Raw genomic sequence first — 15128 nt, forward strand, 5'->3', positions numbered from 1 at the left:
TGGCCCCGGGCCGGTCGCGCTACGCGGGGACGGTCCACTTCTGGTTGGCGGCGCCGGTGCAGCTCCAGAGCTGGAGCTTCGCGCCGTCCGCGAGATTGTTGCCCTTGATGTCGAGGCACTTGCCGGACGCGGTGTTCACCAGGTCGCGGCCCGCGGTCGCCTGCCACTGCTGGCTGGCCACCCCGGCGATGCAGGTCCACAGGTGCACGGTGGCGCCGTCGCCGGTGGCGTTGTTCTGTACGTCGAGGCACTTGCCGAGGCCGCGGACCGTGCCGTCCGACGCCCGCTGCCAGGTCTGGTTCGCCGAGCCGGCGTAGCAGGTCCACATCTGCGGCAGGTTGCCGTCCGCGGTCGAGCCGTCCGTGACGTCCAGGCACTTGTTGTTGGCCGCGCTGACGATCGGGCCCTGGGCGCCGCCGGGCGGGGTCGTCGGCCCGCCGGTGCCCGGGGTGCCGCTCCAGGTGAACGTCGCCGTCGTGCGCGCCGGCAGGCTGTAGGTGAACGACTGGTTGCCCCACACCACCTTGACCGACTGCGCGGACGTGCCGCCGTTGTGCGCGATCAGCGCCTTGGACCCGTCGGCGTTGCGGTAGGCGACGTTCGGCACGGTGCCGCTCGCGGTCGAGTCGATCCGGTACGCGCCCGGCCGCACGAACTTCGTCAGGTGCCCGGTCGTGTAGTACTCGACCGTGTAGTCGACCTGCCCTGCCCGGGAGCCGCCGTTCTGCACGGTGATGAGCCCGGTGCAGGTGCCGCACCCGCCGTTGTGCGGGCCCATCGACTGGTCGACGGCGAGGCTCCACTTGACCAGGCTGCCGCTCCAGTTCCGGGCGTAGTTCACGATGTCGGCGAGGTCCTCGTTGTGCTGGTTGGAGATCCAGGTGCCGCCCGAGTGCTCGGTCGAGAACTGCGGCACGTTCGGGTACTGGTTGTGTACCTGGGTGCCGACGGCCGGGTCACCGAAGTAGCCGTGCCACGCGATGCCGCCGAAGAGCGGGTCGTTGCGCACCCCGGCGTCGGCCAGGATCGCCGCGCCCATGCCGGCGTAGTCGCCGTAGTTCCAGTCGTGGATGAGCACCTTGGTGGTGATGCCGGCGGCCCGGAACGCGGGGTAGACGAAGTTCTTGGTGAACTCGACGAGCCCGGCGGAGTTCCAGTTCATGCCCGGGTACGTCTGGTTCACCGGGTTGGTGGCGTTGCAGCAGTTCGGCTCGTTCTGCACGGAGATGTAGTTCACCGGCACGCCGGCGGCCTGATAGGACTGGACGTACTTCACCAGGTACTGCGCGTAGGTGGGGTAGTACTCCCACTTCAGCCAGCCCATCTGGTCCATCCGCCCGTTGTCCTTCATCCAGCCCGGCGAGCTCCACGGCACGCCCTTGACCCGCAGCGCCGGGTTGAGCGACCGGGCCTGCTGCGTCAGGAGCCGCACGTTGGTGTCGTAGCCGTTGGACCCGAAGTCGTTGAGGTCGCAGCAGGTGTCGTCGAGCGAGACGTTGCCGGGCCGCGACAGGTCGGAGGCGCCGATCGGGTTGCGCACGAAGGAGAGGCCGATGCCGTCGGTCGGGCTGAACAGCTTGCGCATCACGGCGTCGCGGGTCGCGGCGCTGACCGGGCCGCCGCGCAGCAGGTACGCGGTGGTGTCCGTGATGGACGCGCCGCCGCCGGAGAACTGCTGATACTGCGTGCCCTCGTTGACGGTGACGGTGGTGTTCGCCGCCGCGCTGGAGGACGCGAAGGCGATCGGGGTCTGCTGCTGTAGGCCGCGGGTGACGTTGACGCCGCGGGAGTCGTTGGTGGTGGTCAGGTAGATGTTGACGGCTTCGGCAGCAGCCTCGGCGGGGGTACCGAGGAGCACGGCTGCGCCGGTCGCGGCGAGCATGAGGGTGGCGGTCGCGGCCACGGTGAACTTCCGGGGAGTGGTCACGAAACAGATTTTCCCGCCGCTGGAACAGACGGTAAAGCTTGTTACATAATTTACATGTATTAATGAAAGGCCCGGCCGTGGCCGGGCCTTCCACACCCCCGATCAGGCCCCGCGCAGGCGACCGATCGTGTCGCGGAACCAGAGCGCGGACTGCTTCGGCGTACGCGCCTGAGTCTCGTAGTCGACGTGCACGATGCCGAACCGCTTCGCGTAGCCCTCGGCCCACTCGAAGTTGTCCATCAGGGACCACGCGAAGTAGCCCTGGATGTCGGCGCCCTGCTCGCGGGCCGCCGCCACCGCCGCGATGTGGTCGGCCAGGTAGGCGGTGCGGTCGTCGTCGGCGACGAAGCCGGCGGCGTCCGCGGTGTCGTCGAACGCGGCGCCGTTCTCGGTGATGAACAGCGGCAGGTCCGGGTAGTCGCGGTGCAGCCGGACCAGCAGCTGGGTGAAGCGTTCCGGCGTGATCGGCCAGTCCATCGCCGTCCGCGGCCGGTCCGGCAGGACCACGCGCACGACCGGGTTCCCGTCGGCGTCGTGGGTGTTGCCCTGCTCGTCGGTGCCGCTGAAGTCCTGTCCGAAGTAGAAGTTCACGCCCAGCAGGTCGAACGGCGTCGAGATGATCTCCAGGTCGCCGTCGCGCACCGGGAACGCCGAGCCGCGCGCCGCCAGGTCCTCGACCATGTCGGCCGGGTACTCGCCCTTGCGCAGCGGGTCCAGGTAGACCCGCAGGCCCATGCCGTCCGCGCGCCGCGCCGCGTCCCGGTCCGCCGGCGAGTCGGTGGCCGGGTCGGCCGTGCCCATGTTGAGCGTGATGCCGAACTTCATCTCCCGCGTCGCCGCGGCCTGCATCCGCTGGGTGGCCAGGCCGTGGCCGAGCAGCAGGTGGTGCACGGCGGAGATCGCGGCGTCGAAGTCCTTGCGGCCCGGCGCGTGCACGCCGACGGCGTAGCCCAGCCACGCCGAGCACCACGGCTCGTTCAGCGTGGTCCAGGTGTCCACCCGGTCGCTGAGCCGGTCGAAGACCAGCATCGAGTAGTCGGCGAACCGGTACGCCGTGTCGCGGCTCGGCCAGCCGCCCGCGTCCTCCAGCTCCTGCGGCAGGTCCCAGTGGTACAGGGTGACCCACGGGTCGATGCCGGCGCCGAGCAGCTCGTCGGTGAGCCGGTCGTAGAACGCCAGGCCGGCCTCGTTGACCGGGCCCTTCCCGCCCGGCTGCACCCGCGGCCACGCCACCGAGAAGCGGTATGCGTCGACCCCGAGGCTCTTGATCAGCGCGATGTCCTGCGGCATCCGGTGGTAGTGGTCGCACGCGACGTCGCCGTTGTCGCCGCCCGACACCGCGCCGGGCACGCGGCAGAACGTGTCCCAGATGGACGGCGTGCGGCCGTCTTCGGCGACGGCACCCTCGATCTGGTACGAGGACGTCGCGACGCCCCAGGTGAACGACGGTGGCAGTGCGGTGGCGGGCAGGAGCAGGCCGGGTGCTCCGGTGGCGGTGGGGTTCATGGTTCTCCTGGCAGAACTCGGCGATGGGGATGGATACGAAGACGGCCCCGGCTGGTGGGCCGGGGCCGTCGGCGTTATGTCTCAGCCGACCGGCTGCTTGACCGGGTGGAGCCAACAGGCGACCGTGCGGGTCGACCCGTCGGGGGTGCTGGGGTTGCCGAGCACGGGGATGTTGTCCGCGCACGGGTCGAAGACCTTCGGGCAGCGTGGGTGGAACGAGCATCCCGTCGGCATCCCCTTGAGATCCGGCGGGGAACCCGGGATGCCGGACAGCTCGCGGCGCGGCCCGCGCAGCGCCGGGAAGGAGTTCAGCAGGCCCGCGCTGTACGGGTGCAGCGAGTCCCGGTACAGCGCCGTCGCCTGCGCCTCCTCGACGATCCGGCCGCCGTACATGATGGCGATGCGGTTCGAGAACTCCACGAGCAGCGACAGGTCGTGCGTGATGAAGATGACCGAGAAGCCGAGCCGCTCGCGCAGCTCGATGAGCTGGCCCAGGATCTGCCGCTGCATCACCACGTCGAGCGCCGTCGTCGGCTCGTCCATGATGACCACCTGCGGCTGGAGGATCAGCGCCATGCCGATCATCACGCGCTGGCGCATGCCGCCGGAGAGCTGGTGCGGGTACGCGTCCATCCGGTCCGGCGAGATGCCGACCAGCTTGAGCATCTCGCGGGCCCGGGCGTTGCGGCTGTGCGGTGACATCTGTGGCTCGTGCGCCGCCAGCACGTCGGTCAGCTGGGTGGAGATCTTGTGCACCGGGTTGAGCGAGTTCATCGCGCCCTGGAACACGATCGCCGTCTCGGCCCAGCGGAACGCCTGCAGCTGCTTGTCGCTCAGCCCCAGGATGTCGTACGCCTCGGCGTTCTCCGGGTGGTAGATGACCTCACCGCCGGTGACCACGCCCGGCGGGGCGAGCAGCCGGGTCAGGCCGTACGCCAGGGTGGACTTGCCGCTGCCGGACTCGCCGGCCAGGCCGAGGACCTCGCCGCGGTGCAGGGTGAGGTTCACGTCCCGGACGGCGTGCACCGCCTGGTCCCCCAGCCCGTAGTCCACGTTGAGATTCTTGATCTCCAACACGGGCTCGCTCATGCCATCGCCTCCGCTGGCGCTCCGGCGATGTCCTGAGTTTGGACCTGAATTGATGATTCGCTCGCAAGCTCGCTCATTGGGTCGCCTCCTTGCTGCGGTTCACCGGGGTCGGCTTGCCGCCGGTGACCGGGATCGGGGTGGCGTGGGTGTGCGGCGCGGACGAGTTGTCGAGGACCGGCGTGAAGCCGACCCGCATCCGCACCGTGCGCCCGGAGGCGGTCTTGAGCTTGGTCTTGCCCATGCTGCGCAGGCGCGGGCTGACGAACTCGTCGATGCCGAAGTTGATCAGTGAGAGGGCGGTGCCGAGGAACGCGATCGCGAGACCGGCCGGCACGAACCACCACCAGGCGCCCTGCGCCAGGGCCTGCTGGCTCTGCGCCCAGAACAGGATCGTGCCCCAGTTCCACGAGGAGACCGAGCCGATGCCGATGAAGGCCAGGGTGATCTCCGAGGTGACCGCGAAGATGACCGTGCCGACGAAGCCGGACGCGATGATCGCGGTGAGGTTCGGCAGGATCTCGAAGATGATGATCCGCCAGGTCGACTCGCCGTTGGCCCGGGAGGCCTCGACGTAGTCGCGTCTGCGCAGCGACAGGGTCTGTGCCCGGAGTATTCGGGCGCCCCAGGCCCACGACGTGAAGCCGATGATGAGCGCGACGAGGGTGTCGCCGCCCTCCGGCACGGCCGCGGTCACGATGATGATCAGAGGAAGCGCCGGGATCACCAGGAACACGTTGGACAGCGCGGAGAGGCTGTCGTCCCAGCCGCCGCCGAGGTAGCCCGCGGTGACGCCGATGAGCACGGACAACAGGGTGGCGAGGATGCCGGCGGCCAGGCCGACGACCATGACGGCCCGGGTGCCGACCAGGATCTGGCTGAACACGTCCTGGCCCAGGTGCGTGGTGCCGAACCAGTGCTCGGCCGACGGCGGCTGCACCAGCTGGTCGCCGCGCGCGTCCGGGTCGTACGGCGCGACCCACGGGCCGATGACCGCGAACAGCAGGTAGAGGCCGAGGACGATGATGCCGGTCAGGGCCTTGCCGTTGGAGACGAACCGGAACTTGCGCCGCTTCGCCCGGCCGGGCTGCGGCGCCTCCGTCTGCGCCGCCGTTGCCTGGTCGAGGATGACCTCGTCGATGCTGGAGGTGGGTATCGTCACCTGTCAGCCCTCCTTGCGGGTGCGCGGGTCGAGCATCAGGTACGCGATGTCCGCGATCAGGTTCGCGACCAGCACGGAGATCGTGATGACCAGGAAGATGCCCTGCATCAGCGGATAGTCCTTGGCGCCGACCGCCCGGAAGAGCAGGTAGCCCAGGCCGGGATAGGAGAAGACGATCTCCACCAGCAGGGTGCCGCCGACGATGAAGCCCAGCGCCAGCGCGAAGCCGGAGACGTTGGGCAGCAGGGCGTTGCGGGCCGCGTAGCTCAGCGCGACCCGTCGGTCGGAGAGGCCCTTGGCGTGCGCGACCGTGATGTAGTCCTCCGCCGCGACGGTGACCATCATGTTGCGCATGCTCAGGATCCAGCCGCTGACCGACGAGATCAGGATCGTCAGCGCGGGCAGCAGGCTGTGCTTGATGGCGCTGGGGATGAAGTACATGTCCCAGGCCGGCACGTAGGCGCTGTCGTACCCGCCGGAGGACGGGAAGAAGCTGTCCGGACCGGCAAGCAGGTAGATCGCCAGCAGGCCCAGCCAGAAGTACGGGATGGAGGAGAGGAACGTGGTGACCGGCAGCAGGCCGTCGACCCACGAGCCGCGCCGCCAGCCGGCGAGGACGCCGACGCTGGTGCCGATGGAGAAGCTGATGATCGTGGTGATGCCGACCAGGGCGACGGTCCACGGCAGGGCCTGGCCGATGATCTCGGAGACCGGGGTCGGGAACGCGGTGAACGACAGGCCCAGGTCGCCGTGGAGCAGCTGCTTCCAGTAGTCGACGTACTCCTCCCAGAGGCTGGCGTCCTTGTCGAGGCCGAACAGCACGTAGAGCGAGGCGATCGCGTCACTGCTCATCTGCCCCTGGAAGCGGGCCAGCAGCGACTTGACCGGGTCACCCGGGATCATCCGGGGGATGAAGAAGTTGATGGTGATCGCGGCCCACGCGGTGAACAGGTAGAACAGGGTCCGCTGGATCAGGAACTTCATCGGACCTCCTCCGGGTGTGCGTTCTCGGCGACGGCGACGGCCTCGGGGGAGTAGTCGACCGCGGCGGAGCCGGGCTTCTCGGCGGCGACGGTCGCCGGGTCGTAGAGCCAGCAGGCGGCCCAGTGGCCGGGCTGGTCGCCGATCTCCAGGCGGGTCGGCAGCTCCCGCGAGCAGCGCGGCATGGCCATCGGGCAGCGCGGGTGGAAGCGGCAGCCGCTGGGCGGATTGATCAGGCTCGGCGGCTCGCCGTTGCCCCGGTCGGCGTGGTCGCCGAGCAGGTTCTCGATCCGGTCCGGGTCCGGCGCGGAGTCGATCAGAAGCTGGGTGTACGGGTGCGCCGGCGACTGGGTGACCGTCTCGCTGTCGCCGCCCTCGACCATGCGGCCCGCGTACATCACCATCGTGTCGTCGGCGAAGTAGCGCGCCGAGGCGATGTCGTGGGTGATGTAGAGGATGGCCAGGTTCAGCCGCTCCTTCAGGTCGCGCAGCAGGTTGAGCACGCCGAGGCGGATGGAGACGTCCAGCATGGACACCGGCTCGTCGGCGAGCAGCGCCTCCGGGTCCGCGCCGAGCGCCCGGGCGATCGCGACGCGCTGGCGCTGGCCGCCGGAGAGCTCGTGCGGGAACTTGTCGAGGTACCGCTCCGGCGGCGTGAGGTGTACCCGGTTGAGCAGGCTGGCCAGCGCCGCCTCGAGCTCCTCGGCGTTGGTGCCGGCGTTGCCGTGGATCTTCAGCGACCGGGTCAGGTGGTACCGGATCGTGTGCACCGGGTTCAGTGAGGCGAACGGGTCCTGGAAGATCATCTGGACCCGGGCGGCGTACCGCCGGAACTGCCGGCCGCCGCGGACCCTGGTGCTCAGGCCGTGCAGCTTGATGTCGCCGTCGGTGCGGGGGTAGAGCTGCGCGAGCAGCCGGGCCACCGTGGACTTGCCGGAGCCGGACTCGCCGACGAGGGCGGTCACGCGGCCCCGCCGCAGGATGAGGTTCACGTCATCAACCGCGTGGACGGCGTCGTGCGTGCGGTTGAAAAGGTCGCGCAGCTTCCGGCGTACGGGGAAGTGCTTGCTCAGGCCGATCGCCTCGAGCACCACCTCGTCAGCCGGCGCCTCGGCCTCTTGGCTCAACGTCATGCCGAGTTCCTTCGCAGGGGGTCAGAACTGCCGCGGTGCCGTGCCCCGGACGGGATGGCCCCGTCCGGGGCACGGCGGTGCGGATCAGGAGGTGGCGGACTTGAGGTGCAGGACGACGTCCAGGGCGTTGGCCTGCGTGGGCTGGCCGGCGCTGTAGGGGTTGGTGTCGTCGGGCCAGCCGACCCAGTTCTTCGTGCTGTAGGCCATGCCGATGTTGTCGGCGCCGACCGGGATCATCGGGGTCTGCTCCACGAAGACCTTCTGGAGCGTGTTGAGCGCGGTGGTGCGTGCGGCGTCGTCCGCGGCGTTCGCGTACGCGGCCAGCGCCGCGGTCGCGTCGGGGTTGTTGAAGCGGCCGAAGTTGCCGCCGGGCGACGCGGTGCCGATCGGCTTGAGCAGCTTGCCGTCCATCACCGTCTGGTAGATGTCGTACGGCGTCGAGCCGCCGTTGGTCCAGCGGAAGGTGGCGTCGAACTTGCCCTCCTCCACGTTGCGGAACCAGGCGTCCTGGTTCGCCTTGTCGACGGTGGCGGTGATGCCGATCTGCGCCAGGTTGTCCTTCACGATCTCGAGCGAGGTCTGGTAGTCCGACCAGCCGCTCGGGTCGGTCAGGGTCAGCTTGACCGGCTTGCCGCTCGGGTCGGTCAGCGTGGTGCCGTTGAGCTTGAAGCCGGCGTCGGTGAGGACCTTCTTGGCGCCCTCGACGTCGACGGCCTGGTTCTTGCCCTTGTAGTCCGGCGCGACGTAGGCGTCACCGGCGGGCGACGGCAGGCCGGTCACGCTGGTGATCAGCGGGTGGAAGTAGCCGGCCTCGGCCTGGTTGAAGATGTCCTCGCGGTTGACGACCATGTTCATCGCCTTGCGCAGGGCCGGGTTGTCGAACGGCTTCTTCGTGGTGTTGATGTAGAGGCCGTGGATGCCGAGGACCGGCGGCGCCCAGACCTTGTAGTGCGCCGGGTCCTTGTCGATGAAGACCGTCTTGTAGTTCGGGATGAAGACGAAGCTCCACTCGTTCGAACCGTCCGACAGGGCGGTGGTCTGCGCGTTGTTGTCGGTGTACGACGTGTAGCGCAGCTCCTTGACCTGCGGCAGGTCCTGCCAGTAACCGTCGGTGCGGACCGACAGCGTGGTGGTCTGCGGCGTGAAGGACTTCAGCGTGTACGGGCCCGAGCCGACCGGCGTCTTGTTGGGGTCGGTGGTGGGGTCCTTGATGGCCGACCAGACGTGCTTCGGCACGATCGGGGTCTGGCCGAGCCACTTGTCCTTGTAGACGAACATCGAGCTGGTGAACGTGACCGTCACCGTGTTGCCGCTCGCGGAGATCTCGCCGTACGGCGTGGCGGCCAGGTTCAGCGCCTCGTTCTTCTTGATCAGCTCGAAGGTGTACGCGACGTCGTCGCCGGTGACCTTCTGGCCGTCCGACCAGGTCGCGTTGTCGCGAACGGTGATCGTGACCTTCTTGAAGTCCGGTGCCCACTCGGCGCCGGTGGCCAGCCACGGCCGCGACGCGTCCGCCGGCTTGACCGGGTTCCACATCATCAGGGGCTCGTAGATCATCCAGCGGTAGCCGAGGGAGGCGCCCGCCGAGGTGGTGAGGAACGGGTTGTGGTTCTCGGTCTGCGGGCCGTTCGGCATGCCGACGTTCAGGAAGGTGGCACCACCGGAAGCGTTCTTGTTGCCCGCGTTCGGCGACTCGCTGCAGGCGGCGAGTCCGCCCGAGGCGAGCACGCCCGCGAGGGCGACCGCGAACAGTTTCCTTCTCTGCATCACTGATTCTCCTCAGGTGTTACGGATTTGGGGTGAGAGGGGTGCCCCGAGGCAGGGCGAAGTGCGCCGGGAGCCGAAGCGCCGGCCGAAGGTGCGGGTCTTCTATCGGTTCTGCGTACTGACTACGAGGGTTCGGCGTAGGGGCCCGCGCCGGTTGAGCCGCGGACGGTGAAGGTGGCGGGAATGACGGTCGGGCGGTTGGGCAGGGGTGTGCCCTCGAAGTGGGCAAGCAGCGTGCGTGCCGCCGCCTCGCCCATCTCGCGCAACGGTTGGTGCACGGTGGTGAGTGGCGGCTGGGTGTGTGCCGCCATCGGGATGTCGTCGAAGCCGACCACCGCGACGTCCTGCGGGATGCGGCGGCCGCTGTCGAGCACCGCCTGCATCGCGCCGGTGGCGGAGAGGTCGTTGTGCGCGAAGATGGCGTCGAACTCGAGGCCGGACGCGATGGCCGCCTGCACGAGCTCGAACCCGCGGGCGATGGTGAAGTCGCCGAGAAGTACGCGGTCCGGGGTGATCGGGTGGCCGGCCTCGGCGTACACGGCGGCGAAACCGTCGAGGCGCTGCGCGGTGCAGCCGAAGCGCTCGGGCCCGGTGATGACGATCGGGCGGTGCCGGCCGGTCTCCAGCAGGTGCCGGGCGGCCGCGCCGGCGCCGGTGTGGTTGGTGGTGCCCACGCTCGGGATCTGCACCGGCTGCGTGTCGCGGTCGTCGATGAGCACCACGGGAAGCCCGCGGGCGTGCAGGGTGGCGATGAAGTCGAGGGTGCCCTCGGGCTCGATCACCAGCAGGCCGTCGAAGCTCTTGGCGGAGACCTGGGCGCCGAACTGGCGCATCGACTCCTCGCCGCGGTTGCAGGTGAACAGCAGCAGGCCGTAGCGCTCGGTCTCGAGCACGTCGACCGCGCCTTGCAGCACCTCGCCGATCCACGGCCAGGTCAGCGACGGGACGAGCATGCCGACCACGCGGGTCCGGCCGCGGGCCAGGCCGACCGCGCGTGAGCTGGGCACGTAGCCCAGTTCCTCGATCACCTTGCGGACCCGGGCGGCGGTCGACTCGTCCAGCTCACCCTTGCCGTTCAGCACCCGGGACACGGTGGTCTTGCTGACCTTCGCCCGGGCCGCCACATCGGCGATGGTGATTGGCACGTGTCCTCCGACTGTGTTACGTGATCATTGAGCCGCGGTTTCGGAACCGGTTTCGGGAGCGGTTCCGGCAGTAAACTCCGGTGAGCCGGGTCACGTCAACGAGTCGGAAGCTTTATTTAGGTTTCGAGACGATATCGAAGGGGTCCATCGATGCCTCCCGGCCTGGGAAGGTGGAGAAAACCGCCCCAATCAGCCGGGTACCGCGGCGCGCTCGACCCGGCCGACGAGGTCGGGCAGGACCTCGCCCAGCGCGGCGTCGACGGTCAGATCCGCGTACGGCGCGCCCCGGGTGACACCCTGGTTGACGATCGCCACCCGGACGCCGTCCCGGGCCGCGCGCACCACGAACCGCCGCCCCGACATGACCGTCAGCGACGAGCCAAGCACGAGCAGGGTCCGCGCGCCGGCGACCAGGCCGAAGGCGCGGCTGACCCGCGCGGCCGGCACCGTCTCGCCGAAGTAGACGACGTCGGGCTTGAGCAGGCCACCGCACGAGACGCAGTCGACCACCGCGAAGCCGCCCAGCGCCTCGTCGTCGATGTCCACGTCGCCGTCCGGGTTGATCCGGGTCACCGCCGCCGCGAAGCCCGGGTTGGCGGCGTCCAGCCGGGCCGAGTGCTCCTCCCGGGCGGTCAGCGCGCCGCAGCCGAGGCAGACGATCCGGGCCAGGTTGCCGTGCAGCTCGACGACGCCGTGCGCGCCGCCGGCCTGGTGCAACCCGTCCACGTTCTGGGTGATGATGCCGTCGACGCGGGCCAGCGCCTGCAACCGCGCGACCGCCCGGTGGCCGCCGTTCGGCCGGGCGCCGCCGATCGTGCGCCAGCCGAGGTGGCTGCGCGCCCAGTAGCGCCGCCGGGCGGCCGGGTCACCGGTGAAGGCCTGGTAGGTCATCGGCGTGGCGCGCCGGGCCGTGCCCGTCGGGCCACGGTAGTCGGGAATGCCCGATTCGGTGGAGATGCCGGCGCCGCTGAGCACGACCACGCCGCCGTCGCCGACCCACTCGGCGAGCTGCTCGATCCCTGTCACCCGTCCATGGTCCCTCACCCTCCGGAGTGGGACGAAGAACGCAGTCACGCCGATCTGTGCACGGACGGGCCGAGAACGGTAAGTTGATCGGGTGACTGCCGTCGCGCGCCTGCTTCCCCGTCACTGGGACGGGCGCCGCCTGCTGCGGTTCCTGACCGGGCTGGCCCTGATCGCGCTGGCCTTCGCGGCCCCGGTCCTGGCGGCCTCCCCGGCGGTCGAGCCCGCGGAGCCCCCGGTCACGATCATCACCACCGTCGACACCCCGGCCGCGCCGGAGCTACCCGCCGACACCAGCCTGACCGGCCGGGTCGAGGTGGAGAGCCCGGCCGCGGCCGCCCTGAGCCCGGCCGACCAGGACACCGCGACGGCACCGGCCGAGCCCGTCGCGGCCGACCAGGTCGCGGACGGGGTCGCGGACGGGGTCGCGGACGCGGCGGTGCCCGGCGAGCGGATCTGCGTCGAGGCCCGCACGCCCGCGGGCGAGGCCGACCGGGACGCCGGCGGCGAGCGCGCACCGCCGCGCATCTAGCCACTCACCACCCCTGCGTCCCGTGACGCCGCCGTGTGCCCGCGACTCCGACCGGGTACCACGGGCAGCGCCGCACCGCGGCCTCCGGAAACCCTGTGCGCGTAAGGGATTCGGGGTCGAAGCGCAACCCACAGCTGATACCCCGAGAGAGGCCGGTGTTCATTGTGGAATTCACCGCAAGTGTCTGGTTGGTGCTGTTGCTCGCCCTGGCCGCCGCGACGGCGGCCCTCGCCGCGCCGCGGCGAACCGCCCGCGCGGCCGGATGGCCGGTCGAGGAGCTCTACGCCGACCAGGTGGCGCTCGCCGCCGAGCAGGCCGCCGCCATCGCCCGCCGCCGCCGCGCCGACTGGGCGCGCGCACAGGACGAGGTCGACGCGGCCTGGGCGGCGTTCGACGCCGCCGACCGCGCCGCCCGCAAGTCCGTCACCGCGGCCGCCTTCCCGGTCCTCAAGCAGCGCCGCACCCGTGCGGAGCTCGCCGACCGCGAGCGCGACCTGCACCGGCGGGCCACGGCGGCCTGCCGCCGGAGGGAGCTGTCGATCGCGCAGCTCAACGAGGTGCTCGCGCACCGCGGCGGGTGGAATCCGCGCCGCCATCCGGTCGCGCAGGAGGCCGCACTGCGCGCGGCGGTGCGGGAGCACCGGTTCGCGCTCTACCGGGCGGCGACCGACCGGGAGCGGAGGGCCTGGCAGGACGCCGAGCGGGCCGCGGCGACCGTGCGGGGCCTGCGGGCCGAGGCGCTGGCCGTGCAGTCCCGCGCCGGGCAGGACGTGCGGCACCCGCAGCGGTGGACGCCGACGCGGCCCGCGAAGGCGCGGATCGCCGTGCACCGGGCCCGCGCGTTACGGGCATCGTCCTGAGTGGACCCGGTCACCCGATGGCCGGCCGCGCACCCCGTTGCGCCGCGTAACACCGGCAGGCCAGGTACCGTCACAGAGTCGCTCATGAGGGATGGCAGGAGGCCTTGAGTGTCATTGACCCCGGCGGGCGGACCGCCCGCCGTGCGCCTGCACCGGGCCGCGCGCATCGAGGACGCCGTGCACGAGGTGATCGAGCGACGGCTGCGCCAGCGCGGCTGGCAGCCCGTCATCACCGCCTACACGGGCTACGGGGCGCCGGGCTGGGCCCGCGTCATGGCCCGCGTCGTGCTGACCCGGCGCACCCCGGCCAAGCGCCGCCCGGAGAAGACGCGCGGCTGGCGTAGCTTCACCACGTCCCCGGTCAACAACGCTCCGGTGCTGCTGCGCGTCGGCGACCGGATCCACGAGACCCGGACCGACCGCAGCGGTTACATCGACACCCGGGTCAAGGGCGATCTCGAGCCCGGCTGGGCGACAGTGCGGCTCAGCACCGAGGGAGCCGAGTCGGTGGAGGCGCCGATCCGCGTCGTCGACCCGGCCATGAAGTTCGGCGTGATCTCCGACATCGACGACACGGTGATGGTGACCGCGCTGCCGCGCCCGCTGCTCGCGGCGTGGAACACGTTCGTGCTCGACGAGCACGCCCGCGCGGCCGTGCCGGGCATGGCGGTGCTCTACGAGCGCCTGGTGACGGCGAATCCGGGCGCGCCGGTCTTCTACCTCTCCACCGGCGCCTGGAACGTGGCGCCGACGCTGACCCGCTTCCTCTCCCGGCACCTGTACCCGGCCGGCCCGCTGCTGCTCACCGACTGGGGGCCGACCCCGGACCGGTGGTTCCGCAGCGGGCAGGAGCACAAGCGCAGCACCCTGCGCCGGCTCGCGGCCGAGTTTCCCGACATCAGGTGGCTGCTGATCGGCGACGACGGGCAGCACGACCAGGAGATCTACTCGGAGTTCGCGCACGCGCACCCGGACAACGTCGCCGCCGTCGCCATCCGCCGGCTCTCGCCGACGCAGGCGGTCCTGGCCGGCGCGATCCCCGGGCCGACGGGCGGCCCGGAGGCGGTCGGCTCCGGCGGCAAGACCTGGTTCGCCGCGCCGGACGGCGCGGGCCTCTGGTCGCTGCTGCGGGACACCGATGTCGTCTGACCGGGTGGGCTCAGTCCTCGCCGGCCGGGGACGGCGCCGTCCCGCTGGTCGCCTCGGACAACCGCTCGTGCAACCGCTCGCGGATCTCCTCCGGCGTGTACGCCCGGCGCCGGCGCTCCGAACGAGCCAGCACCACACCCGTGGCGGCGACCCCTGCCAGCCCGGCCAATCCCGCTACCTTCCACCAACGCATCTGATGAGGATAGACAAGTGGTCGCCGACATCAGCCTCGACGAGGCCATCGATCTGACGCGTACGGGTGATATCTGGATATTCCGGGGCCGCTCCGGACCCGACCGTGCTATCCAGGCCATGACCAACAGCCCCGTCAACCACGTCGGCATGTCGCTCGTGATCGAGGACATGCCGCCGCTGATGTGGCACGCCGAGCTGGGCAAGTCGCTGCCCGACCTCTGGTCGGGGACGTTCCAGCGCGGCGTGCAGCTGCACGACCTGCGCGACGCGGTCACCGTCTGGGCGCACCGGTACGGCCAGCGCGGCTGGCTGCGCCAGCTGGAGCAGCCGGTGACACCCCAGATGGAGGACAGGGCGCTCAAGACGGTCGCCCGGCTCGACGGCACGCCGTTCCCGTCCAGCGCGCAGCTCGCCTGGCGGTGGGCGCGCGGCCGGGTGCCGCAGCTGCGCCTGCCGTGGCAGGAGAAGGCCACCGAGGACGCGGACCTCGAGACCGCGTACTGCGCCGAGGTCGTCGCGGTGACCTACGAGGACATGGGGCTGCTGGGGAGCAAGAAGCAGCCCAGCTGGTACGACCCGGGCCGGTTCTGGAGCGGCGACGACCTGGAGCTGTGCAACGGCTACCGGCTCGGTGCGGAGATCGCGGTGCACACGCCATAGGG

14 protein-coding genes are annotated in these 15128 nt (G+C 70.6%); 4 read left to right on the forward strand and 10 right to left on the reverse strand.

The window, feature by feature from the left end:
- Positions 1-19 precede the first annotated feature (19 nt).
- The 9 genes from BJ971_RS08040 to BJ971_RS08080 all read right to left on the reverse strand — a co-directional run bounded on the left by BJ971_RS08040 (position 20) and on the right by BJ971_RS08080 (position 11733).
- The gene (locus BJ971_RS08040) at positions 20-1882 is read right to left on the reverse strand and encodes an RICIN domain-containing protein (RefSeq protein ID WP_184998721.1); all 1863 of its coding nucleotides are present in this window, start codon (positions 1880-1882) and stop codon (positions 20-22) included.
- A 147-nt stretch (positions 1883-2029) separates the two neighbouring features.
- Positions 2030-3433 (reverse strand): GH1 family beta-glucosidase, encoded by a 1404-nt coding sequence (locus BJ971_RS08045; protein ID WP_184991232.1) that lies wholly within the window; start codon positions 3431-3433, stop codon positions 2030-2032.
- A gap of 81 nt (positions 3434-3514) precedes the next feature.
- The gene (locus tag BJ971_RS08050; RefSeq protein WP_184991234.1) at positions 3515-4522 is read right to left on the reverse strand and encodes an ABC transporter ATP-binding protein; all 1008 of its coding nucleotides are present in this window, start codon (positions 4520-4522) and stop codon (positions 3515-3517) included.
- A 73-nt stretch (positions 4523-4595) separates the two neighbouring features.
- A complete protein-coding gene (locus BJ971_RS08055; protein WP_184991236.1) occupies positions 4596-5681 on the reverse strand; it encodes an ABC transporter permease in 1086 nt (361 codons plus the stop codon).
- 3 nt (positions 5682-5684) lie between these two features.
- Positions 5685-6665, reverse strand: a complete 981-nt coding sequence (locus BJ971_RS08060; protein ID WP_184991238.1) for an ABC transporter permease — start codon at positions 6663-6665, stop codon at positions 5685-5687.
- Positions 6662-7795 (reverse strand): ABC transporter ATP-binding protein, encoded by a 1134-nt coding sequence (locus BJ971_RS08065; RefSeq protein WP_184991240.1) that lies wholly within the window; start codon positions 7793-7795, stop codon positions 6662-6664. The genes BJ971_RS08060 and BJ971_RS08065 overlap by 4 nt, the downstream gene beginning before the upstream one ends.
- Before the next feature lie 84 nt (positions 7796-7879).
- Complete coding sequence (locus BJ971_RS08070) at positions 7880-9562, reverse strand: ABC transporter substrate-binding protein (protein WP_184991243.1); 1683 nt, start codon at positions 9560-9562, stop codon at positions 7880-7882.
- 122 nt (positions 9563-9684) lie between these two features.
- Complete coding sequence (locus tag BJ971_RS08075; protein WP_184991245.1) at positions 9685-10707, reverse strand: LacI family DNA-binding transcriptional regulator; 1023 nt, start codon at positions 10705-10707, stop codon at positions 9685-9687.
- Between the two features lie 189 nt (positions 10708-10896).
- Complete coding sequence (locus tag BJ971_RS08080) at positions 10897-11733, reverse strand: NAD-dependent protein deacetylase (RefSeq protein ID WP_184991247.1); 837 nt, start codon at positions 11731-11733, stop codon at positions 10897-10899.
- Between the two features lie 91 nt (positions 11734-11824).
- On the opposite strand from BJ971_RS08080, the gene BJ971_RS08085 reads away from it, so the two are divergent.
- From BJ971_RS08085 to BJ971_RS08095, 3 genes are all read left to right on the forward strand, one after another.
- A complete protein-coding gene (locus BJ971_RS08085; protein ID WP_184991249.1) occupies positions 11825-12262 on the forward strand; it encodes a hypothetical protein in 438 nt (145 codons plus the stop codon).
- A gap of 191 nt (positions 12263-12453) precedes the next feature.
- Positions 12454-13122, forward strand: a complete 669-nt coding sequence (locus tag BJ971_RS08090) for a hypothetical protein (protein ID WP_184991251.1) — start codon at positions 12454-12456, stop codon at positions 13120-13122.
- A gap of 108 nt (positions 13123-13230) precedes the next feature.
- Positions 13231-14271, forward strand: a complete 1041-nt coding sequence (locus BJ971_RS08095) for an App1 family protein phosphatidate phosphatase (RefSeq protein ID WP_377885313.1) — start codon at positions 13231-13233, stop codon at positions 14269-14271.
- A gap of 10 nt (positions 14272-14281) precedes the next feature.
- On the opposite strand, the gene BJ971_RS08100 is transcribed toward BJ971_RS08095, so the two are convergent.
- Positions 14282-14464, reverse strand: a complete 183-nt coding sequence (locus BJ971_RS08100; protein WP_184991253.1) for a hypothetical protein — start codon at positions 14462-14464, stop codon at positions 14282-14284.
- 17 nt (positions 14465-14481) lie between these two features.
- Here BJ971_RS08100 and BJ971_RS08105 point away from each other — a divergent pair, with 17 nt between their 5' ends.
- Entirely contained in the window at positions 14482-15126 is a 645-nt protein-coding gene (locus tag BJ971_RS08105) for a hypothetical protein (protein ID WP_184991255.1), read from the forward strand.
- Positions 15127-15128: the final 2 nt, after the last annotated feature.

The organism is Amorphoplanes digitatis, from assembly GCF_014205335.1.
GTDB lineage: Bacteria > Actinomycetota > Actinomycetes > Mycobacteriales > Micromonosporaceae > Actinoplanes > Actinoplanes digitatus.

Coding starts and splice junctions, on each gene's coding strand:
- BJ971_RS08100 (WP_184991253.1), bottom strand. CDS start 14,464: ATGCGTTGGTGGAAGGTAGCGGGATTGGCCGGGCTGGCAGGGGTCGCC.
- BJ971_RS08070 (WP_184991243.1), bottom strand. CDS start 9,562: ATGCAGAGAAGGAAACTGTTCGCGGTCGCCCTCGCGGGCGTGCTCGCC.
- BJ971_RS08060 (WP_184991238.1), bottom strand. CDS start 6,665: ATGAAGTTCCTGATCCAGCGGACCCTGTTCTACCTGTTCACCGCGTGG.
- BJ971_RS08045 (WP_184991232.1), bottom strand. CDS start 3,433: ATGAACCCCACCGCCACCGGAGCACCCGGCCTGCTCCTGCCCGCCACC.
- BJ971_RS08040 (WP_184998721.1), bottom strand. CDS start 1,882: ATGCTCGCCGCGACCGGCGCAGCCGTGCTCCTCGGTACCCCCGCCGAG.
- BJ971_RS08050 (WP_184991234.1), bottom strand. CDS start 4,522: ATGAGCGAGCCCGTGTTGGAGATCAAGAATCTCAACGTGGACTACGGG.
- BJ971_RS08065 (WP_184991240.1), bottom strand. CDS start 7,795: ATGACGTTGAGCCAAGAGGCCGAGGCGCCGGCTGACGAGGTGGTGCTC.